Consider the following 19,562-nt stretch of genomic DNA (forward strand, 5'->3'; position numbering starts at 1 on the left):
TCCGCCAGGAATACCGCCGGAAATAAGGGTGCGGATTATCGCTCAACTTACCCACCCCGCTGGCTGTTGCGGTAGCGTGGAATCGCGGACATGAGTCCGGGAATGTTGCGACGTACGGTTCGCGGTAACGGCAGGAAAGCCCGTTGCGGTGAACCTCCCCGCAACGGGCTCGTCCTGGAAAGCTGCCGCCTCGGACGTGCTAGCACCACGTCCGAGGCGGCTACCCCAGGATGGCGCGCAGGATCGTCGCGCCCGACGCAGCCACGGCAGCGAACGGCGCGACGGCCCCGAACGCGCGACGCGCGCGTAAGAACCGCTGCCACCAGCGCTTTTGCCGCGGCGACCTTCCTTCTTCGTCAGGACCCATGGAGGCGCCCTCCTTCCGAGCAGGCTGCGCACCGTGCGCACGCCTCGGCACGACTCCCGGTGTCGGGAGGCACGCCGACGAGCGGCACCGTGACACGAGCCGGCTACGAAAGGGCCTACAGGAGAAGGCTATCGAGCCGGTTCGGAATTGTGCGGTGGAACAGGGGAATTGAGCGGAGACAGGTTTCCGTATCGGACGACAGGGGGACTCCAGCCACGGTCCGAGGCGTAGCGACGGCGCGGGCCCCGAAGCCGTGTGCTGCACCACGGTCCCGCTTTCCGATGCGGAGCACGGGAAGTCCGTATTGGCGGGCATCGCCGACGCCGCACCGTGAGTCCGATGTACCCGGTCCCTCGACCACCCAACGGCGCCCCACGCCGGCGTGTGCCTGGCCTTGGCCGAGGCAGGCACCGAATACCAGCCGGAGGCCCGGACGAGGTCCCACGACACCCGGGCGGCCATCACGGGGTGCCGTTCACGAGCAGCGAACCAGGTGACAAGTAGCCCGCCAGTAGCTTTCAGGCCGGAGGGGCGAGTCACTCCGAGGGGGCGGGGGGCGCCGGCAGTGCGGTTGCGCCCTCTGCCTCGGCGAGCGCGACTCGGCCGCCCTTCAGTTCGGGCACGTACTTGTAGATGGTGTTGCGGGAGACGCCCAGCAGCTTGGCGATCGAGGAGACGGTGTTCTTCGGTCGGCTGAGCAGATCGCGAGCATGCTGGACTTGCTCGGGTGTCATCGCGGGCGGGCGGCCGAGGCGGGCGCCGCGGGCGCGGGCGGCGTCGAGGCCCTCGCTGGTGCCCTGGACGATGAGTTCGCGGATGAACTCCGCGAGGGCGGCGAAGACGTGGAAGACGAGCCGGCCGCCTGGGGTGGTGGTGTCCAGGTTCTCGTGCAGGGAGGTGAAGCCGATGCCGCGCGTGCGCAGTCCGGCCACGATGGCGATGAGGTCCTGGATGGAGCGGCCGAGGCGGTCGAGGGAGGGCACCACGAGGGTGTCGCCCTCGCGGGCGTAGTCGAGGGCCTTCGAGAGTTCTTCGCGCTCGGCGTTCTTGCCGGACTTCTTGTCGGAGTAGATCCGGTGGCAGCCGGCCGCGTTGAGCGCGTGGATCTGGCGGTCCAGCAACTGCCCCTTAACTTCCCATTGGGGATGGATGGGACGGGGGCCAGCGGATCATCAACGTCACGGGGCTACTGCACCCGCAGATCGTACTCACAAATCGGGGGTGCCCGAGTTGTTGAGCACCCCGACTTCCTGACACCGTTTTACGAGCATGACCCCGGCCGGACCGGCTTCCTCCGGACCGATTTTTGATCTTGCTCATCTATCGACCGGTACATGAGCAAGATCGGAAATGGCGGCCCGGGGCCCTTCCGTCAGCGCCCGGCCGGCAGGTCGCCTCAGTGGCAGTGCATGCGGGTTGCGGTGGCGGGAGGGTGGTGCGTTGCCGCTCCCGCACGGCTACCCGCTGCGGGTCTGCCGGTCGATCATGGAGACCAGGGTCGAGACGAGTTCCTCGGCCGTGATGTGCCACTTGTCCGCGGCCAGGTGCCCGCTGACCTCCATATCCGTGATCCCGTGCACACTGGTCAACAGCAGCGCTGCGTATCGACTGGTGTGCTGGGCGCCGACCAGATCGCCGACGATGGCGAGGAACTCGTCCTGGGCGCGGTCGCCCGCCTGTGTCGCCGCGTGGATTGCGGCCGGGTCGCCGGCCGGGGAGGCGAACATCAGCCGGTACAGGTGCGGCTGACGGCGGCCGATCGTCATCAGCGCGGACAGGGCGCGGCGCAGCTTGTCGGCCGGGGGCGCCTGCGGATCGGTGCGCACGTCCTGTGCCTGATCCGCGAGCCGGTCCAGGGCTTCGGCTGCTACGGCGGTCAGCAGGCTGTCCTTGTCGGGGAAGTGCCGGTACGGCGCCCCGCGGGTGACCCCCGCGCGCGCCCCGACCTCGCGCAACGTCACCGCGCCCGGCCCGCCGCTGTCCAGCAGGTCGGCGGCCGCGTCCAGCAGGGCGCGTCGCGTTGCGGCGGCGGATTCCACTCGGCTGACCATGCCGATCACTATACAGTTGACACTGTCATCTGAGTGGTCCACCCTTGTTAAGGTGACAACGTCATCTGAAACTGCGCTGGAAAGCCGCGGCTGCGTCGTCGTGACCGGAGCCTCGACCGGGATCGGCGCGGCGTCCGCCCGCGAGCTGGCCCGCCGGGGATTCCACGTCCTCGCCGGCGTCCGCCGCGACCAGGATGCCGACGCGCTCCGCGCCCCGGGCATCGAGCCGGTCATCCTCGACATCACCCGGCCCGACCACATCGCCGAGCTGGCCGCCCGCGTCGGCTCGCAGACAGGTGCGTTGCGGGCGTTGGTGAACAACGCCGCCATCTCCGTCAACGCCCCGGTCGAGGCCCTGCCGCTGGACGAGTGGCGCCGGCTGTACGAGGTCAACCTGTTCGGCCACGTCGCCGTCACCCAGGCACTGCTGCCCGCCCTGCTGCGCCACTGTGGCCGGGTGGTCAACATCAGCTCGGTCGGCGGGAAGGTCGCCATGGCCACCTTCGGCCCCTACGCGGGCACGAAGTTCGCCCTGGAGGCGGTCAGCGACGCGCTGCGCCGGGAAGTGACGCCGCTGGGCGTGCGGGTGGTGGTCGTCGAGCCCGGCGGGGTCCGCACCGAGATGGGCGACCGGGGCATCGCCACCACGAGCCGGCTGGCCGAGGCCATGTCACCGGAACAGCGGGATCGCTACGGGCCGCTGGTCCAGGCGGTCATCGCGCTGACCGCCGCGGGCACCGCGAGCGGAAAGTCCGCCGACGATGCCGCCCGGGTGATCGCCAAGGCCGTGACCGCCAGGAAGCCCCGCACGCGCTACACCGTCGGTCGCGACGCGGCCGTACTCACCCGACTGTCGCGGGTGCTGCCGGACCGGATGCTCGACCGCATCAGTGCGGCCGCCCTCCGCCCGCACTACCCGAAGACCACCACCCCGCAGGAAACCCACGTTCGAGCGAGCAGCGGCTGACCACGCGGGCCTGCCGCTGCCCAGGCCCTGATACGGCCCGTACGCTCCAGGCGTCCCGGGTGGGGAGAGAGATGGCCCCGCCCGGGACCCCTGGCCGTGCATTTACCAGGTCCGCCCACCCCGGCGGGGCACTTCGCCGATACCCACGCCCGCTGTACACCGCCGCCTCTACCGTCCAGCCCGGATACCGGGTGCGGGGGTGACGGAAGGGGCTGAACAGTGGGGCGGGATCTGGGTCTGGACGGGGTGGTGGACCACTTCACCCTGTCCAGCGACGAGGCGGACTGGTTACGGAACAAGACCGGTGCCACGAGACTGGGCTTCGCCGTCCAGCTCAAGTTCTTGGCCTGGCGCGGCCGCTTTCCCAGGATGCGTCTGGAGCTGCCGCCCGACGCGGTCGAGCACGTAGCCAAGCAGGTCGGCGTTGCCGCGGCCGAGCTGGGGTTCTACGACTTCACCTCCCGCGCCGCGAAGCGGCACCGCAGCGAGCTGCGGGATCTGACCGGCTGGCACGAGTGCACCGGGACTGACCTGGTCAAGCTCGTCTCGCAGCTGGTGGACGTGATCTGGCAGGACGAACGCTGTGAGGAGCAGGTGCGGGCCGAGCTGCTGCGGCAGATGCGCGAGGATCTGATCGAGCCGCCGATCGCGGCCCAGGTCAACAGGGTCATCCGCTCCGCGCTGTACCAGGCCGACGAACGCGCCGTCGACGAGGTCGCCGCCCGTCTGGCGCGGGCTGAGGGCTGTCCCCGCCGGCTGGACGCGCTGGTCTTCACCGACCTGATCGCCGACCACGCCGAGCAGAGCGACGCGACCGCGGTGGGCGGAGACACCGCGGAGGACGACGAAGACGACGTGGAGTCGGTGCTCTCGGACATCAAGGCCCATCCGGGCAACGTCAGCCTCAACTCGCTGCTGGACGAGATATCCAAGCTCAAGCAGGTCCGCGCCGTCGGCGTCCCGGAGAAGGCGTTCGAGCAGATCGCCTTGTGCTGAGCGACGCGGCCCCGGTCCGCGAGTCGCGGACCGGGGCCGGACAACCAGCTCCTCCACCGGCGCCTCGGTGATGCACTAGCTTGATCGACCCGTTGGGCCTAATAGGTCTAATTGCTCCTGTCCGTCACAATCTAGAAGCCGGGGGCACCCGTCCTCCTGCACGCGGGACTTCCTGAACACTCTTGCTGGACATCGGAACTGGTCTCGGAATCCGGCTCCCGGGCGTGTCGGCGGCGCGTGCGGAAACGGATCGGTTGTGGAGCAGCGTGTCGTGATCTTCAGGGTGACGGCATCAGGGCGAATTCAATGCAGCTCAGCGCGCTTTCATGTCCTCGAAGGGTGGCAGCAGTCCGATTTCGCGTGCGGCCCTCATGTCGGCGTAGGCCTGCGTCCGTCCAACGTGAGTGGCAGGACAGACCAAGGTCTTGATCACACGCTGTGTGGACCAGTGTGTGGGTGCTTCCCACACGATGTCCGCAGTCCTCCTGACTCGAGGCAGGTAGATCGACCACCACTTTGGTCCGCAGCGTCGCCGTAGCTCCTCCAGCAGCGCGATCTGGTCCTTGTCGGTCAAGCCTGTGAGCATCGTGCTGCCGGGCGACCAGCCGTCGACCACCCACTTCCAGCCGTGTGGTGTCTGTTCGAAGGCGACGTCCGGCATCGTTGCCAGCGCGAGGGGCAGTGCGAGCTTGCGGGCGGCTGCTCGTACGCGATCCTTCTCCACGCCGGAGGAGATGCCGGTGACGGAGATGGCGTTCTCCGGTTCGGTGAACCCGCCCTCCTCGATGGTCACGGCGATGCACATCTCGATCTCTGTAGCTGCGCACCACATGCTGATGCGAAACCGAGGAGGAAAGAGCCTGCCCGCGACTCGTACCAGTGCTTCCTCATACCAGGGGTCGTCACCCTCGTGATGCGAGGGCTCGACGCACATACCTCCTGTCCAGTACGGATTCACGACAACCTCGTCCCGGGCCAGAGGCCAGCGATCAGGAGGGCGAGCGTCGTGGTGACTCCGAATGTGCTCCCGGCCATGCGGATCGCACTGACGAGGGGGTCATGACCAACTTGGGACAGGACCATGGAGATCAGCGCGGCGAGGAGGCCGACGACGATGGCGCCAAGGATGTAGTGGGGTGGAATCTTCACTCGATCACTGTCTCGTCCAAGGACTCGTGAATCCATGCTCTGTTGGTTCGGAGAACCGACTTCGAAAAAGTGGACAGCCTGTGAGCAGGGGACATGGGAGCTTGTTCGAACCAGGTCGGGCTAAACAACGGAGCCCTCTGCCCCTCCCCGAACGGTTCGTCACTCTTCCTGCGAAACTTCGGTGATGAGCACCACGCGCCGCCCGCTCGGGCACGGACCGGTCCCCGCCGTCGTAGCCCAGGAGGCGTTGTCGGCCTCCCGGTGGACCGCCGCAGAGCGCGCCCTGGATGAGTTCCGCCCGTCGGTGCCGGCGTCGAAGAACTCCGCTCCGTCCGGGCGCCGGCCGCTGGGGGAGGGGCCCCGCAGCTGACGCACCCGTTGGGCAAGCCTGCGAAGCACAGGAGGGCAACCCCTTGACCCGCGAGGGTTCCATGGCGGGCAAGGGGGGGTCTGCCCGTGGATTCGACCCTGTTCTCGTATAGCCACGGCCAGGTGGCGTGTAGCACTGCGTGATGCTCAGGTCCGGGGTGTGTACGAAAGCCGGCCGTGCAGCGGTTGGCGGTAGCGGCTGTTCCGTTTCGAGGTCTGCTTATCGGACTTTCGGTGCCGGGTGTTCGTCAGGGTAGTGCCGCAGTAAATTCCGGATTTACTGCGGCGGGGCCTCTACGGTGATCTTCACGACCTGCGGTGGGACGTTCCGGCCGCCGGGGCGAGGTGTACGCATTTACTGCGGCAGTACCGGAGGGGCGGGGCGGGCGTGACCATCGAGCCAGTGACCGAACTCGGGGGCGGGGGTGCGCTTCGACTGCCGCGCGCCCGGGTGGTGCCCCTGTCCGCCCCTCCGGCGTCGTACACCGCGGCGGTCGAGCGGTACCTCGCCGGGGCGGGCATCGCGAAGTCCTCCGCGCGGATCTACCGGATCTCGCTCACGACGTGGGGATGGATGCTCGCTGGCGAGCCCGCCCCGACGGGACCGGCCCGCCGGGGCGCGAAGCCGCCGGTCTTTCCGGTCGCCGCGATCGACGATCCGGCGCTGCCGGAGGTGCTGGCCGAGCTGGCGGCGGCCCGGGCGGACGAGATGGACGCCGACACGGTCAACCGGGAGCTGTCCATCACCCGCAAGGCGATCGGCTGGTGGCAGCGCCAGGGCTGGATCGAAGGCGATCCGACGATCGGCATCGAGCGGCGGCCGGCCCCGCCGGACCGCACCAAGGCCCTGGCCCAGAACCAGATCGCCGCCCTGTGGCGCCTGGACGTCGCCCTGCGGGAGAAGACCCTGTGGAAGATGCTCTACGAGTCTGCGGCCCGCGCCGACGAGGCGCTGTGCCTGAACGTGGAGGACCTCTACCCGCAGGACAAGCGCGGGAAGATCACCGCGAAGGGCGGGGCGACGGAGTGGATCCACTGGCAGTCCGGCACCGCCCAGCTGCTGCCCCGCCTCATCGCCCGCCGCACCCGCGGCCCGCTGTTCCTCACCGGCCGCAGGGCCCCGGCCGGAACCCGTCGTTGGACGTGTGCGCGGAGACCGGCCGGGCCCGGCTCTCCTACCGGAGGGCAGAGGAGATCTTCGAGGCGAACACGAGGCTGCTGGCCAACCCGCTGGCCTGCCCGGACGACGTCGAAGACCTGGACGGCTGGACGCTGCACCGGCTGCGGCACTCCGCGCTCACCCACGACGCCGAGGGCAGCACCTCCACCCCGATGCTGCTGGCCCGCTCCCGGCATGCCTCGGTCCGCTCCTTGGAGCGGTACGCCCGCCCCGGCGTCGACGCCGTCGCCCGGCACGTCGCCGAACGCGACCCTGCTGCCCGCCGCCGAGGCTGAGCCGCCGAACCTGCACCGCAGAACCTGCACCGCAGAACAGCGAGAGGACCCCGGCACCTGGCCGGGGTCCTCTCGCTGTTCGCGTGCGTGTCAGTGGCTGGTGAGTTCGCCGGTGAGCTTGCCGTGGAGGTCGGCGCTCGGGTCGTTCAGCCCGGTGATCTCGACGGTCTTGCCGCGCTGGGCGTACTTGGTCTCGATCGCGTCCAGGGCGGCCACGGAGGAGGCGTCCCAGATGTGGGCAGTGGACAGGTCGATGACGACCTTGTCGGGGTCGGTGGCGTAGTTGAACTGGCCGACGAGGTCGTTGGAGGAGGCGAAGAACAGCTCGCCGGTGACCCGGTAGACCACCGTCGTGCCGTCGGGGTCGACCACGGCGGTGACCTCGGCGAGGTGGGCCACGCGCTTCGCGAAGACGACCATGGCGGCGATGGAGCCGACGACGACGCCGATGGCGAGGTTGTGGGTGGTGACCACGCAGGCGACGGTGATGACCATGACGGCGATCTCCCCGGCGGGCATCCGTCGAAGCGTCTTGGGGGCGATGGAGTGCCAGTCGAAGGTCGCGAACGACACCATGATCATGACGGCGACCAGGGCGGCCATGGGGATGTCGGAGACGACCGGCCCGAAGACGATGCACAGCACCATCAGGAACGCACCGGCGAGGAAGGTGGACAGGCGGGTGCGGGCGCCGGAGACCTTCACGTTGATCATCGTCTGGCCGATCATGGCGCAGCCGCCCATGCCGCCGAAGAAGCCGGTGACGATGTTGGCGATGCCCTGGCCGATGGACTCGCGGGTCTTGTTGGAGTGGCTGTCGGTGATGTCGTCGACGAGCTTGGCGGTCATCAGCGACTCCATCAGGCCGACCAGCGCCATGGCGAACGCGTACGGGGCGATCGTCGTCAGGGTGTCCAAGGTGAACGGCACGTCCGGCAGGCCCGGCACCGGCAGGGACGACGGCAGGGCGCCCTTGGCGCCGACGGTCGGCACCGCGATGGCCGCGCCGACCGTGATCACGGTCAGGATCACGATGGAGACCAGCGGCGCCGGGATCACGGTGGTGATCTTCGGGAAGAACACCATCAGCGCGAGACCGCCGATGATCAGCGGGTACACGGCCCACGGGACGTCGGTCATCTCGGGGACCTGGGCCATGAAGATCAGGATCGCGAGGGCGTTGACGAAGCCGACCATCACCGAGCGCGGGATGAACCGCATCAGCTTCGCCACCCCGACCGCGCCCAGGATCACCTGGAAGACGCCGGCCAGGATGACGGCGGCGATCAGGTGGCCCAGGCCGTGCTCACGGTTGAGTGGGGCGATGACGAGGGCGATGGCGCCGGTGGCTGCGGAGATCATCGCCCGCCTGCCGCCGACGATCGAGATGACGACGGCCATCGTGAAGGAGGCGAACAGGCCGATCGCCGGGTCGACGCCGGCGATGATCGAGAACGAGATCGCCTCGGGGATCAGCGCTAGGGCGACGACGAGGCCTGCGAGGACCTCGGTGCGCCAGACCTTCGGGTCGGAGATCCAGTCGGGCTTCAGGCCGCGCAGGCGCGCGGCCGGGGACACAGCAGTGGCAGCAGAAGACAAGGGAGAGAGAACCTGTCGTGCTCGGGCACACCCCTACGGCAGGCCGAGGCGTGCGGGAAGGACGCGCAGGGGCCGGGCCGGCACCCCGCGGGCGGCCCCGTGAAGTGCGGAGCCGGACGTCGAGGACGGACGGGTCGGGGCCTGCGCAAGGGCGGGGCCCTACCTCACGTCCGGGGGCAAAGCCTCACGGCGGGCAGGCGGCGGCGCCGGGCTTCTTGGGCTCGCGCACGCTTCTCTCCTGCAACAATCGGATCTTCACCGGGGGCGCCATCGGCCCCGATGCGGCATCGGCAAGGCAGCGGCACGCCACCCTCACCACCAGAAACTCTACCCTAACGTTAGAGTAGAGATCGGCGGTGCCCACCCGGGCCGAGAACGCCGACGACCAGAAGGGCCAGAGGACCACCGCGTGGACGGCAAGCACATGCAGATCGGCGAGGTCGCCGCGCGCACGGAGCTGTCCCTGCGCACCATCCGGCACTACGAGGAGACTGGCCTGGTCGTCCCGTCCGCCCGCTCGCAGGGCGGCTTCCGTCTCTACACCGAAGCCGACGTCGCCCGCCTCATGGTCATCCGCCGCATGAAGCCCCTCGGCTTCACCCTGGACCAGATGCGCGACCTTCTCGACGCCACCGACCGCCTCGACGCCGGCACCGGCCTCGACACCGGCGAGCACGAAGCCCTCCTGGAACGCGTACGGACCTACCAGCAGGCCGCCACCGAGCAGGTGGAGAGGCTGCGCATCCAGCTGGCCCGCGCCGAGGACTTCGCCGCCACCCTGGGCGCCCGCCTGGAGCAGAACGCCCCGGCCGCCCGCGCCTAGAACCGCGGCGTCACCTCCCGGCCGGTACCGCCTCGTCCTGCGGGCGGCGCGTCCCGGGCATGGTCGCGGACGGGGTGGTCAGGTCCGGTTCCACGCGGCTGTTCATGTCCAGCTCGAACCGGCCGTAGGGGTTCACGTGCGTCCAGAACAGCGGGGACAGGGCCCGCCGGTCGGCGTCGGTGAGCGTGTCGGCCCACTTCGGATCAGCCAGGACCTGCTGGATCAGCAGCGTGTTGACGTGCACGAGGGCGGACTGGAGCGGGTGCAGGGCGAGCATGGACACCTCCTGGGACTCCTTGTCCGACCCGGCCAGGTCGCCGTCCTTGCCGTAGAAGAGGTCCTTGTTCGCCGAGTTCCAGTTCTCCACGACCTGCAAGCCCTCGTGGATCTCCTGGCGCAGTTCGACGTCGGCCAGGTAGTCGCAGACGAACGCCGTACGCACCGCCCGACCGAGTTCCTCGATGGCCTGGTAGGTGGGGTGCTTCGGCCCGCCGCGGGTGAAGCGGCGCAGGACCTGCTCGGCCTCGGCGGTGCCCAGCCGCAGGGCGGTGGTGTACTTCACGATCTGGTCGTACTGCTGGCGGATCAGGTCCCAGTTGATCGTCTTGGTGGACAGCACCGGCGCCAGCTGCGGCCAGCAGTCGTCCTCGCCCGCGGCAGGCCGGTACAGCCGGGCGGAGCCGATGTTCTTCAGCCTCGGCATCAGCTTGAAGTCGAGCATGTGGGCGAAGGCGAAGCCGACGATGGACGCGCCGTGGGTGTCGGTGCACTGCCGGTCCACCTCCATGTCGGTGCAGTGCCGCAGCACGCCCTCGATCATCGAGGCGACCTCGGAAGCCGAACAGGACTTCAGCTGGGAGTGGATGCACACCGAGTTCCGCTCGACGTGCCAGTAGATCATCACGCCGGGGCCGCGGTAGCGCTGGTGCCACTCGGTCATCAGGTTCGAGGACCAGGCGGCGAACTTACGGCTGTCGGACGCGCACGCGGTGCCGGTGCCCCACCACGTCTCGTCCCGGGCTGCGAAGGTGGCGTTCACCAGCTTGCGCAGGGCGGCGCGCATGTTGGCCCGGTTGACGAACAGGTGCCGCACCCTGCGCAGCGTCGCCTCGGACTCGCCGTGCTTGCCGGTCACCGTGACCCGCTTGATGCCCATGTTGGTACCCAGGCCGAACAGCACCAGCAGCAGCCGGCGCCGCAGCACGTCCTTGGACAGGTTCTCGCGGGTGGCGACCGAGGTGAACTCGGCGATGAAGTCCGTGTCGAACTCGGCGTACTTCAAGATGTCCAGCAGGTCGATCGTGCCCCAGCGCCGTTCGATCTCCGCCTTGATCGCCACCAGGGACTCCGGCTCGTCCTGCTTGCCGCGCGGGGACACCCGGATCCACGGCTCGCCGTGCTTCTTCACGATCGCCACCCCGCCCGTGGTGCCCTCGGCCAGGGTGCGGTCGAAGCGGTCCAGCGACGCCCGCAGTCTGCCCTTCAGCGCGGTGATGAACTCACCGGCGTCCTGCGGCTGGCCCAGGGCCGCGTAGTGCACGTCCCGGTTGTCCCCGAAGTCGGCGGGCAGGTCGTCCTCCGGGTTGCGCCACCGGTTCGCGCCCACCACCCAGATCTCCCGCCGGCGCAACGCGTCCCGCAGCGCGACGAGCACGCACAGCTCGTACGGGATGCGCTCGACCCGGCCCTTGTCGTCGACGACCGCCGCCCTCCACTGCTCCGGGACCACCCCGTCCAGCGGCACCGTCTCCGCCGGGTCGAAGAACGCGCCCTCCTTCAGCGGCTGCTCCAGGTACCGCCCCAGCAGGTCGATCGCGTCCATCACCGGCCGGTAGGCGGTGTTGTTGCACTCCAGCTCCAGCGCCTTCAGCAGCGGCGCGAGCATCCGCCGCCAGTGCGCCGAGTACGACGACCGCAGCACCGTGCGGACCCGGGCCTTGTAGCGGGCCTCGTTCGCCGCGGCCTCCGCGGCCAGGGCCTTGAGCGTCTTCTCCCCGCCGACCACCGGGAAGATCACCCACTGCACCGTGCCGGACGGCTCCGACAGCGCCGCCTCTGCCACCCGCAGCAGCATCGCCTCCTTGCCACGGACCTTCCTCAGCTCCGCCCCCAGCTCCTTCTCGACCTTCCGCTCCGCCCGCGTGTTGATCTTCAGCACGAGCTGGATGAACAGGTCCACCAGCGAATCGGTGATCTCCGTCTGCCGCACATGGCACAGCGTGGCCAGCAGCGTGAGGCGCCGCGGCGGCTTCATCCGCTCCAGGTTCGCCGGGTACTCCTTCGATGCCCGCGCCCGCCAGGCGTCCACCAGCTTCTCCGACACGTCCGCGAACAGGCCCGCGGGCAACTCCAGCCGCCGCACACGCTCCAACTTGTTCACCTCGGCCAGCAGGCTCTCCAACCCCGGCGCCCCCGGGTCCGTCTTCAGCTCGGCGAAGTGCGACCGCCCGCCCCCGACCGTCGCGCCGTCACCGTCGGCGCCCTCGTCGGTTCCGTCGCCCGCGACCAGGTCCTCCAGCCGCGAGCGGGTCGCGTGGCTGAGCCGGTCCAGCGTGCTGCGGCAGAACCGCTTCTCGAAGTCCTTGACCGCCTTGCCGACCAGCCGCCGTACCTGCCCCGGCGCAGGCGGCTCGATGCAGTCGTTGCGGCACCGGGCCACCACCGCGGCCGCGAGCCGGTCCCGCGACAGCTCCACCGGACACAACTCGGTCGCCAGCCACGCGGCCAGCCGGTCCTGGTCCTCCTCGGTGTTCGCCCGGAACCCGTACGCCGCCCGAATCTCCTTGCGGTGCCGCTTGATCCGGTCACCCAGCCAGTCGTAGGTACCCCACGCCTCGGCCGGCACCTTCACCTGCTGAGCCACGTACTCCACCGCGGCGGCCGGCACCTCCTTGGCCGACTCCGGAAACCGGGCCTCCACCTCGAAGAACTTCAGCAACAACGCGAACCCGAGCCGGGTCGCCCCGGACTTGTTCCGCACCCGCTTCATGTCGTCTTCGAGCAGCGTCCAGACCTCGATGAGGTCCTCCGGCTCCCAGTCCTGCCGTACCCGCGCTCACCCCACCGCGATCACTCGTTCAGCTCAACGAGACGATCGGAGGAGGGAAACGACAGCCCCGGGCCGTCACTCAGCGCTACACGCCACCTGGCCGTAGCTATACGAGAACAGGGCCGGGAAGGCCGTTGCGCTCCTTGGCACCCGGTCGGCTGGCTCACCCGGCCAGCACGGGTGCTGGGCCTGGCCGGGGGCGGCTGGGTCACCACTGGGCGATGAGCGGCGCGTCCGGTTCGTGCTGCCGCCAGGCTTCAGTGAGACGGGCAAGGCGGTTGGGGGCGGCGATGCCGTGCATGGTTGCGATCTTGCCGTGGATGATGTCGAACATCGTGGAGCCGACAACCTGGTCGCCGACCACGAAGAGGATGGCCGGGGCGCCGTTGACGAGCGCGTAGTGGATGGCCGGCGTGCCACCGGCCATGCGCCGCTTCGCGTCTGTGGGTTTGAAGCCGGCCCGTACGACGGCTGCGATGCGCTGCGGAGTGTCGTACCGCAGCAGCGTCGTGGCCAGGCCACCGGCGCCGTCGGAGACCGCGGTCGCGTCGTCGGTGAGCAGCGCCACCAGCCGTTCGGTGCGGCCTGAGGTGGCGGCGGCGAGGAATTCCTCGACGATCCTGCGGGCGGATGCGGGGTCGACTTCGGCGTCACCGCTGCGGGCGGCGGTGATGCGGCGCCGGGCCCGGTGGAGGTGCTGCTGGCTCGCGGACTCGGTGATGTCGAGGATCTCGGCGACCTCGGCGTGGCCGTAGGCGAACGCCTCGCGCAGGACGTAGACGGCCCGTTCGACGGGGGACAGGCGCTCCATGAGCGTCAGCAGGGCCAGGGAGACCGATTCCCGCTGCTCGAAGGTGTCGGCCGGGCCGAGCATCGGGTCGCCGTCGAGGAGCGGTTCGGGCAGCCAGGCACCGGCAGTGCGTTCGCGGCGGGCTTGTGCCGATCGGAGCCGGTCCAGGCACAGGTTGGTGACGACCTTGGTCAGCCACGCCTCCGGCACCTTGATCCGCTGCCGGTCCGCGGCCTGCCAGTGCAAGAACGCATCCTGCACCGCGTCTTCGGCGTCGGTGGCGGAGCCCAGCAGCCGGTACGCCAGCGAGGCCAGCCGGCTGCGGCTGGCCTCGAACCGGCTTGTGTCGAAGAGATCCGCGGCGGTGCTGTCCATGCGGGCCACCCTAAGACGCTCCGTTTCCCGTGGTGCGGGCACCTCCCACGGTCGGCAAGTGCTGTGGGGGGCAGACCGTCACGGGCAGGGCCGGCCGTGCTGCGGGGTCTACGACCGTGGCGGTGGAACGGCGGCGGAGGTTGCCGGCCAGGCACAGTGCCAGACCGAGCGTGAACCATGTCGCCAGGACGGTGGCGGCGGCGGTGGCGCCGTGGCCGTCGAAGAAGGCGGTGGAGCGCAGCAGCCGGCCGCCGGCCCCGGGCGGTAGCAGTTGGCCGAGGGTGCCGGACCAGCCGGGCAGCATCTCGGGTGCGGTCGCGGTGCCCGAGAGGGGGTTGCCTATGAGCATCATGGTGGCGGCGCCGAGGCCGAAGCCGGCGTACCCGAGCAGTGACTCGAGGCCCATGATGGTCAGCGAGGTGGCCGCGACGGTCAGGGCGATGGCGCCGGAGTTGGCCCAGTAGGAACCGTCGAGTGAGCTGAGCCAGAACTGCAGGATCGCTGCAGCGGCAAGTCCGCCGGTGAGGGCGAAGGAGAGCGCTCCGGTGACGCGGTGGACGCTGCCGTGGACGAGCCTGGTCAGCAGCGGGGCGGCGAGCAGGCCGCCCATGACCAGCGGTAGGGCTCCGGCGGCCAGTCCGGCGCCGCGCGGGTCTTCGGCCGGCAGCGGTACGAGGTCGCGGGCGGCGACAGCGGTGCCGGGTCCCGGGGCCTGGCTGAGGCCAGTCGCGATGGTGTTCAGGGTCTGGGCGACGGCGGTACTCCCGGCTGATGCGGTGATGACCTGTGGGGTGCCGGAGCTCAGGTCGATCGCCCCGTACACCTTGCGGTCGCGGATCAGCTGTTCGGCGGCGGCGGTATCGGCGACCTCGGTGACCTTGAAGCCGTCGGGAAGCCGTTGATCGAGTACGGGAGTGATCCGCTTGACGGCGGCAGCGGGCCCGGCGACGGCGATCGGCACGTCATGCACCGATGAGCGCACCGACGGCCAGGCGAAGGCGGTGAGCAGCAGGCTGATGGTCACCGTGAGCAAGGCGACCGCCCTGACCACGGTCGGCCAGGGGGAGGGCGACGCGTCGGCTGCGGGCGCGGCCTGAGCGGACATGGCTTCTCCTTCGGAGGAGGGAGTTCATCACCGGGGAGCGGGGGTTTCGGATCCGACGCCGGAACACGGCCCGAGCCCGGGTGGATTGCCGTATTGACCAGTGAGGTGGAGGGCGCGGCTACGCGATCGCCTTCTCGGCGGGGGACGCGTCCGGCGCGGCGACCAGGGGGTGCTTGCGCTTGGGCAGGCCGAAGGTCGGGTGCTCGGTGGCCCACAGGGACATCCTGACGATGCCCGCCTTGATCCGTGCGGCCTTCCGGCCACCCATGTACTTGGGCTTCGCCTGCCCCTGGTCGTCGACCATCTGCAGGATCCCGTCCCGCCGCCCGAGGCTGATGTGGTTCCCGACGTACTCCAGCTTGGTGTTGGCGATCTCGCGCCCGGTCAGGCGTCCCACGATCGCGTCCGTGGCCTGACGGCCGGTGTAGCCGGCCGAGGCGCAGGACATCGGCAGCGGCTGGCCGTTGTCGCCGATGGCGTAGGCGCTGTCGCCGGCGGCGTAGACGTTCGGGTGCGAGACCGACCGCATGGTGCGGTCGACGACGATCCGGCCGTCCTCGGTGACCTCCAGCCCGCTCGCGGCGGCGATGGGGCTGACCGCGAACCCGGCCGTCCACACGGTGGCGTCGGAGGCCAGGGCGGTGCCGTCGGCGCACAGCACCCGCGCCGTTTCGACGGCTTCGATGCTGGTGTGTTCCAAGACCGTGATGCGCAGCCGGTCACAGGTCTGGCGCAGGTGGCTGCGGGCTCCGGCGGAGAGCGGGGCGCCCAGCTCGGCGCGTGCGACCAGCGTCACCGACAGGCCAGGCCGGGATTCGGCGATCTCGGTGGCGGTCTCGATGCCGGTCAGCCCGTCGCCGACGACCAGGACGCTCCCGCCTGCGTCCCGCTTGCTCAGGCTGTCCAGGCGCTCGCGCAGGCGCAGCGCGGAGGGCCGGGTGGCAACGTCGAGGGCGTGCTCGGCCACGCCGGGGACACTGTGGTCCGCGCCGTGGCTGCCGAGCGCGTAGAGGAGCGTGTCGTAGCCGAGCTCGCCGCCGCCGTCGGCATCGGCCACGGCGACGACCTGGCGCTCGGGGTCGACGGTGGTGACACGGGCCCGGCGCAGCCGTACCGCCGTGCCCGCGAAGACGTCGGCGAGCTGTGGGGCCTCGATCTCCTGGCCGGCCGCGAGCTGGTGCAGCCGCAGCCGCTGGACGAAGTCCGGCTCGGCGTTGACCACGGTGATCTCGGTGTCCGCCGGCGACAGCCGACGGGCCAGGGTCCCGGCCACGTAGGCCCCGGCGTAGCCGGCGCCGAGGACGACGATGCGGTGCTTCATGTCTCGCTCCTGTCGATTCGCTTGCCTTCGGTGACTTGAGCGGGACAGCGACCCGATTCCTGACAGGAACCGGATGTGACGTGGGTCACGGAGTGGCAGTGGGTGCTATGAGGCCGGTTCGCGGGGCCGGCCGCGTGGTCGACGAAGCCCGGAAATCCCTCAGCGTGTCCGCGTGCGTGATCGGTCGGCGGCGCCGGCAGACGTGCGAGGGTGCGGCACGACGGCAACCGGCCCCAGGTCGATCCGGGCGTCCATGTCCAGGCGGAAGGTTCCGTACGGGTTGACATTGGACCAGAACAGCGCGGTCAGGCCGCGTCGATCCTCGTCGCTGAGCTTCTTCGACCAGGCTGGTTCGGCCAGGACCTGCTGCACCAGCAGGGTGTTGACGTGCACGAGCGCGGACTGGAGCAGGTACAGGGCGAGCATCGAGGTCTCTGCGTGCTCCTTGTCGGGGCCGGTCAGGGCTCCGTCCTTGCCGTAGTGCAGCACGGTGTTGGCGCTGTTCCAGTTCACCACGACCTGGAGCCCGCCGTGGATCTCCCGGCGCAGGCCGGGGCTGGCGAGGTAGTCGCAGGCGAAGACCGTGCGCACCGCGCGGCCGAGTTCTTCGAGGGCCTGGTAGGTGGGGCGTTTGGGGCCGCCGCGGGTGAAGCGCCGCAGCACCTGCTCGGCCTCCGCAGCCCCCAGGCGGAGCGCGGTGGCGTACTTGACCATCTGATCGTACTGCTGCTCGATCAGTTCCCAGCGGATCGGCCGGGTCAGCGATGCGCCGAGGGCGGGCCAGCCGGGCGGGGCGTCGTCCGGGCGGTACAGGCGGATGCTGCCGATGTTCTTCAGTCTTGGCAGCAGCCGGAAGTTGAGCAGCTCAGTGAAGGCGAACCCAACCACCGAGGCGCCGTGAGTGTCGACATAGTTGGACTCGATCTCGGCGTCGGTGCAGTGCCGCAGCAGGCCCTCGATCATCGCGGCGACCTCGGACGACGAACAGCTTTTGAGCTGGGAGTAGATGCAGAGGTTCTTCCGCTCGACGTGCCAGTAGATCATCACGCCGTTGCCGCCGTAGCGGGCGTGGTACTCGGTCATGAAGTTCGAGGACCAGGACCCGAACTCCTTCGAGTCCGACGCGCATGCGGTGCCGCGGCCCCACCATGTGGTGTCGCGGGCGGCGAAGGTGGCGTTCACCAGCCTGGTGACGGCGGCCCGAAGGTTGTCGACGGTGATGAAGTGCCGGCGGACGTGCCGCAGGGCTGCCTCGCTCTCGGCGTGCTCGCCGGTCGCGACGATCGCGCGGATGCCCATGTTCGTGCCGAGCGCGAAAAGCGCCAGCAGGAGACGGCGCTGGAGGACGTGCCGGTCGATGCGCTCGTAGGCGGCCACCGAGGAGAACTCCTCGGTGAAGCCGGTCAGGAAGTCGGAGTTCTTCAGCACGTCCAGCAGGTCGAGGACTCCCCAGCGTCGTACGACCTCGTCCTTCAGCGCCTGGAGGCCGGTGGGCTCGTCCAGCGGCTCCAGCTTCGGCACGGTGATCCACGGCTCGCCCTTGCGGGTGGTGACCTTCACCCCGCCCGCCGAGCCGCCCGCGAGTGAGGCGGAGAGCCGGTCCAGGCCCGCGGTCATGCGCTTCCACAGGTCTGCGATGAACGCCCTCGGGTTCAGCGGCTGGCGGATCGCGGCGTAGTGCACGGCGCGGGTGGCCTCGAAGTCGCCTGGCAGGTCTTCCTCCGGGTTTCGCCGGCGGGCGGCGCCCTCGACGTAGATCTCGCGGCGGCGGACCGCGTCACGCAGGGAGACCAGGACGCACAGCTCGTAGGGGATGCGCTCGACCTTGCCCTTGTCGTCGACGACCGCCTCGCGCCAGTCCCTACGCACCACGCCGTCCATCGGCACCACGTCCGTGGCGTTGTAGGGCTGTCATGGTGACAGGTCATTGCGGCCTTCGCGGTGACAAGCAATGACGTTCTTGTCGGACAGGGTGCTGCGGATACTCAGCCCCTGCGAAGTGTCGCTGGTCAGTGAAACTGAGCAGTCGTCATGCCCCTGAGCTGGGTTGTGTAGTTCGAGTGAGCGGGCTGGCTGCTGGGGTGGCTCACTGATTCTGCGCAGGACACGGAGCTGTCAGTCGTCTGACCTGCGGAGCTCCTAGCCTCGGGTCCGGCCGCGCAGTCTGGTTGAGCATTGCGCAGTTTCACTGATCCTCGACAAGGGTCGCGAGCAGCACGGGGTCTGGATGTGGTGCCCAGATCCAGTATCTAGCCGCCTATCAGAATGAAGCAGGCAGGTTGTCCGGGGCTTCTGCTCTCTGCTGAAGCCCCGGGCCGGTGCAGCCGGCAGTTCTGCACGCGATGGTGTTCTGCAGCCCAGACCCAACCGCCCGGGATCGTGCGATGCCTTGTGCCGCCCGTAGGCAGGCCAGCCTGGACGTGGAGTCGTAGGTCTCGGGGAGACGAGGTCGGATAAATGACGGGTGCTTTTCCAGCGGGTTCGGTCATGATCGAGGCGATGAATCACGAATCCGATCTCATGGCCGCTGTGAGCTCGCTGTGGGATGAACACAGGCCTGCCCCCTTCCCACCTGGCCTGGCAGGTGCGGAACGGGCAGGCTTCGACCTTGTCATGGTTGACGCGGACATCGCGGGGTGTGTGTATACCTGGCTGAGCAATGCCGGCACTCTGGACGAGTGGCGTTACCGGGTCCTGCACTGGCGTGGATCCCAGCTCGGAGAGATCCTTGGCGAGCTGGGTGATGGTGACAGTCCGGAGTACTGGTACCGGCTCTCCAGGATGGCTGAACTCGTGGCATCCACGGATCCCAGGCCGCGGGATGCCTACTCGCTCGAACCGTGGACCCCCATGGACGGCTCCAAGGACCCTGGCGGGTGACCCCTCCCGACTACTGCTGGCCTGGCCCGCGAAGCGGGCCCCCGGGGCCTGGAGGCGAAGCCGGAAGGGCCGGGGTGGGAGCGAAGCGGACACCCCAACGGCCCGAAGGGCCGGACCTCGTGAAACGAGGTCACCTCCCGTGCCCAGCACGGGGCTCCCGGGTCCGCGAAGCGGAACCCGAACAGTCCGAAGCGAAGCGAAGGACCCCGGCCCGAAGGGCCGGCCCTAGCTCGGCGAAGCCGAGCCCCGCCGAGCGCAGCGAGGCG

At 69.5% G+C, this 19,562-nt stretch carries 15 protein-coding genes and 1 pseudogene; 6 read left to right on the top strand and 10 right to left on the bottom strand.

Features of this window, described 5'->3' with window-relative positions:
• Positions 1 to 903: 903 nt before the first annotated feature.
• Both ACIPXB_RS25550 and ACIPXB_RS25555 read right to left on the bottom strand, forming a co-directional pair.
• Entirely contained in the window at positions 904 to 1,488 is a 585-nt protein-coding gene (locus ACIPXB_RS25550) for a recombinase family protein (RefSeq protein WP_401453693.1), read from the bottom strand.
• A gap of 336 nt (positions 1,489 to 1,824) precedes the next feature.
• A complete protein-coding gene (locus tag ACIPXB_RS25555; protein WP_401453694.1) occupies positions 1,825 to 2,418 on the bottom strand; it encodes a TetR/AcrR family transcriptional regulator in 594 nt (197 codons plus the stop codon).
• Between the two features lie 52 nt (positions 2,419 to 2,470).
• Here ACIPXB_RS25555 and ACIPXB_RS25560 point away from each other — a divergent pair, with 52 nt between their 5' ends.
• Together ACIPXB_RS25560 and ACIPXB_RS25565 are read left to right on the top strand one after the other, a co-directional pair.
• Entirely contained in the window at positions 2,471 to 3,385 is a 915-nt protein-coding gene (locus ACIPXB_RS25560; RefSeq protein WP_401453695.1) for an SDR family oxidoreductase, read from the top strand.
• 219 nt (positions 3,386 to 3,604) lie between these two features.
• A complete protein-coding gene (locus ACIPXB_RS25565; RefSeq protein ID WP_401453696.1) occupies positions 3,605 to 4,381 on the top strand; it encodes a DUF4158 domain-containing protein in 777 nt (258 codons plus the stop codon).
• 313 nt (positions 4,382 to 4,694) lie between these two features.
• Here ACIPXB_RS25565 and ACIPXB_RS25570 read toward each other — a convergent pair whose 3' ends face one another.
• Both ACIPXB_RS25570 and ACIPXB_RS25575 read right to left on the bottom strand, forming a co-directional pair.
• Entirely contained in the window at positions 4,695 to 5,174 is a 480-nt protein-coding gene (locus ACIPXB_RS25570; RefSeq protein WP_401453697.1) for a hypothetical protein, read from the bottom strand.
• A gap of 161 nt (positions 5,175 to 5,335) precedes the next feature.
• On the bottom strand, positions 5,336 to 5,530 hold the full coding sequence (locus ACIPXB_RS25575) for a hypothetical protein (protein ID WP_401453698.1): 195 nt from the start codon (positions 5,528 to 5,530) through the stop codon (positions 5,336 to 5,338).
• 184 nt (positions 5,531 to 5,714) lie between these two features.
• On the opposite strand from ACIPXB_RS25575, the gene ACIPXB_RS25580 reads away from it, so the two are divergent.
• The gene (locus ACIPXB_RS25580; protein WP_401453699.1) at positions 5,715 to 5,900 is read left to right on the top strand and encodes a hypothetical protein; all 186 of its coding nucleotides are present in this window, start codon (positions 5,715 to 5,717) and stop codon (positions 5,898 to 5,900) included.
• A 1,136-nt stretch (positions 5,901 to 7,036) separates the two neighbouring features.
• A complete protein-coding gene (locus ACIPXB_RS25585) occupies positions 7,037 to 7,354 on the top strand; it encodes a site-specific integrase (RefSeq protein ID WP_401453700.1) in 318 nt (105 codons plus the stop codon).
• Positions 7,355 to 7,444: 90 nt separating this feature from the next.
• Here the strand turns inward: ACIPXB_RS25585 and ACIPXB_RS25590 are convergent, their stop codons facing one another.
• Positions 7,445 to 8,932 carry a SulP family inorganic anion transporter gene (locus ACIPXB_RS25590; protein ID WP_401453719.1) on the bottom strand — a complete coding sequence of 496 codons (1,488 nt, stop codon included), beginning with the start codon at positions 8,930 to 8,932 and terminating at the stop codon, positions 7,445 to 7,447.
• Between the two features lie 430 nt (positions 8,933 to 9,362).
• Between ACIPXB_RS25590 and ACIPXB_RS25595 the strand changes: the two genes are divergently transcribed.
• Positions 9,363 to 9,776, top strand: coding sequence for a MerR family transcriptional regulator (locus tag ACIPXB_RS25595; protein ID WP_401453701.1), 414 nt, complete (start codon positions 9,363 to 9,365; stop codon positions 9,774 to 9,776).
• A gap of 10 nt (positions 9,777 to 9,786) precedes the next feature.
• On the opposite strand, the pseudogene ACIPXB_RS25600 reads toward ACIPXB_RS25595, so the two are convergent.
• From ACIPXB_RS25600 to ACIPXB_RS25620, 5 genes and pseudogenes are all read right to left on the bottom strand, one after another.
• A pseudogene (locus ACIPXB_RS25600) lies at positions 9,787 to 12,813 on the bottom strand (Tn3 family transposase); the annotation flags it as partial.
• A 220-nt stretch (positions 12,814 to 13,033) separates the two neighbouring features.
• Positions 13,034 to 13,990: a sigma-70 family RNA polymerase sigma factor gene (locus ACIPXB_RS25605; protein WP_401453702.1), complete on the bottom strand. Its 957-nt coding sequence runs from the start codon at positions 13,988 to 13,990 to the stop codon at positions 13,034 to 13,036.
• A gap of 10 nt (positions 13,991 to 14,000) precedes the next feature.
• A complete protein-coding gene (locus tag ACIPXB_RS25610; RefSeq protein ID WP_401453703.1) occupies positions 14,001 to 15,095 on the bottom strand; it encodes an ABC transporter permease in 1,095 nt (364 codons plus the stop codon).
• 118 nt (positions 15,096 to 15,213) lie between these two features.
• Positions 15,214 to 16,416 (bottom strand): NAD(P)/FAD-dependent oxidoreductase, encoded by a 1,203-nt coding sequence (locus ACIPXB_RS25615; protein WP_401453704.1) that lies wholly within the window; start codon positions 16,414 to 16,416, stop codon positions 15,214 to 15,216.
• Positions 16,417 to 16,575: 159 nt separating this feature from the next.
• Positions 16,576 to 18,297 carry a transposase gene (locus ACIPXB_RS25620; RefSeq protein ID WP_401453720.1) on the bottom strand — a complete coding sequence of 574 codons (1,722 nt, stop codon included), beginning with the start codon at positions 18,295 to 18,297 and terminating at the stop codon, positions 16,576 to 16,578.
• Positions 18,298 to 18,903: 606 nt separating this feature from the next.
• On the opposite strand from ACIPXB_RS25620, the gene ACIPXB_RS25625 reads away from it, so the two are divergent.
• Positions 18,904 to 19,296 carry a hypothetical protein gene (locus ACIPXB_RS25625; protein ID WP_401453705.1) on the top strand — a complete coding sequence of 131 codons (393 nt, stop codon included), beginning with the start codon at positions 18,904 to 18,906 and terminating at the stop codon, positions 19,294 to 19,296.
• Positions 19,297 to 19,562 lie beyond the last annotated feature (266 nt).

The sequence above is a fragment of the Streptomyces sp. NPDC090022 genome (genome assembly GCF_044748145.1).
GTDB lineage: Bacteria > Actinomycetota > Actinomycetes > Streptomycetales > Streptomycetaceae > Streptomyces.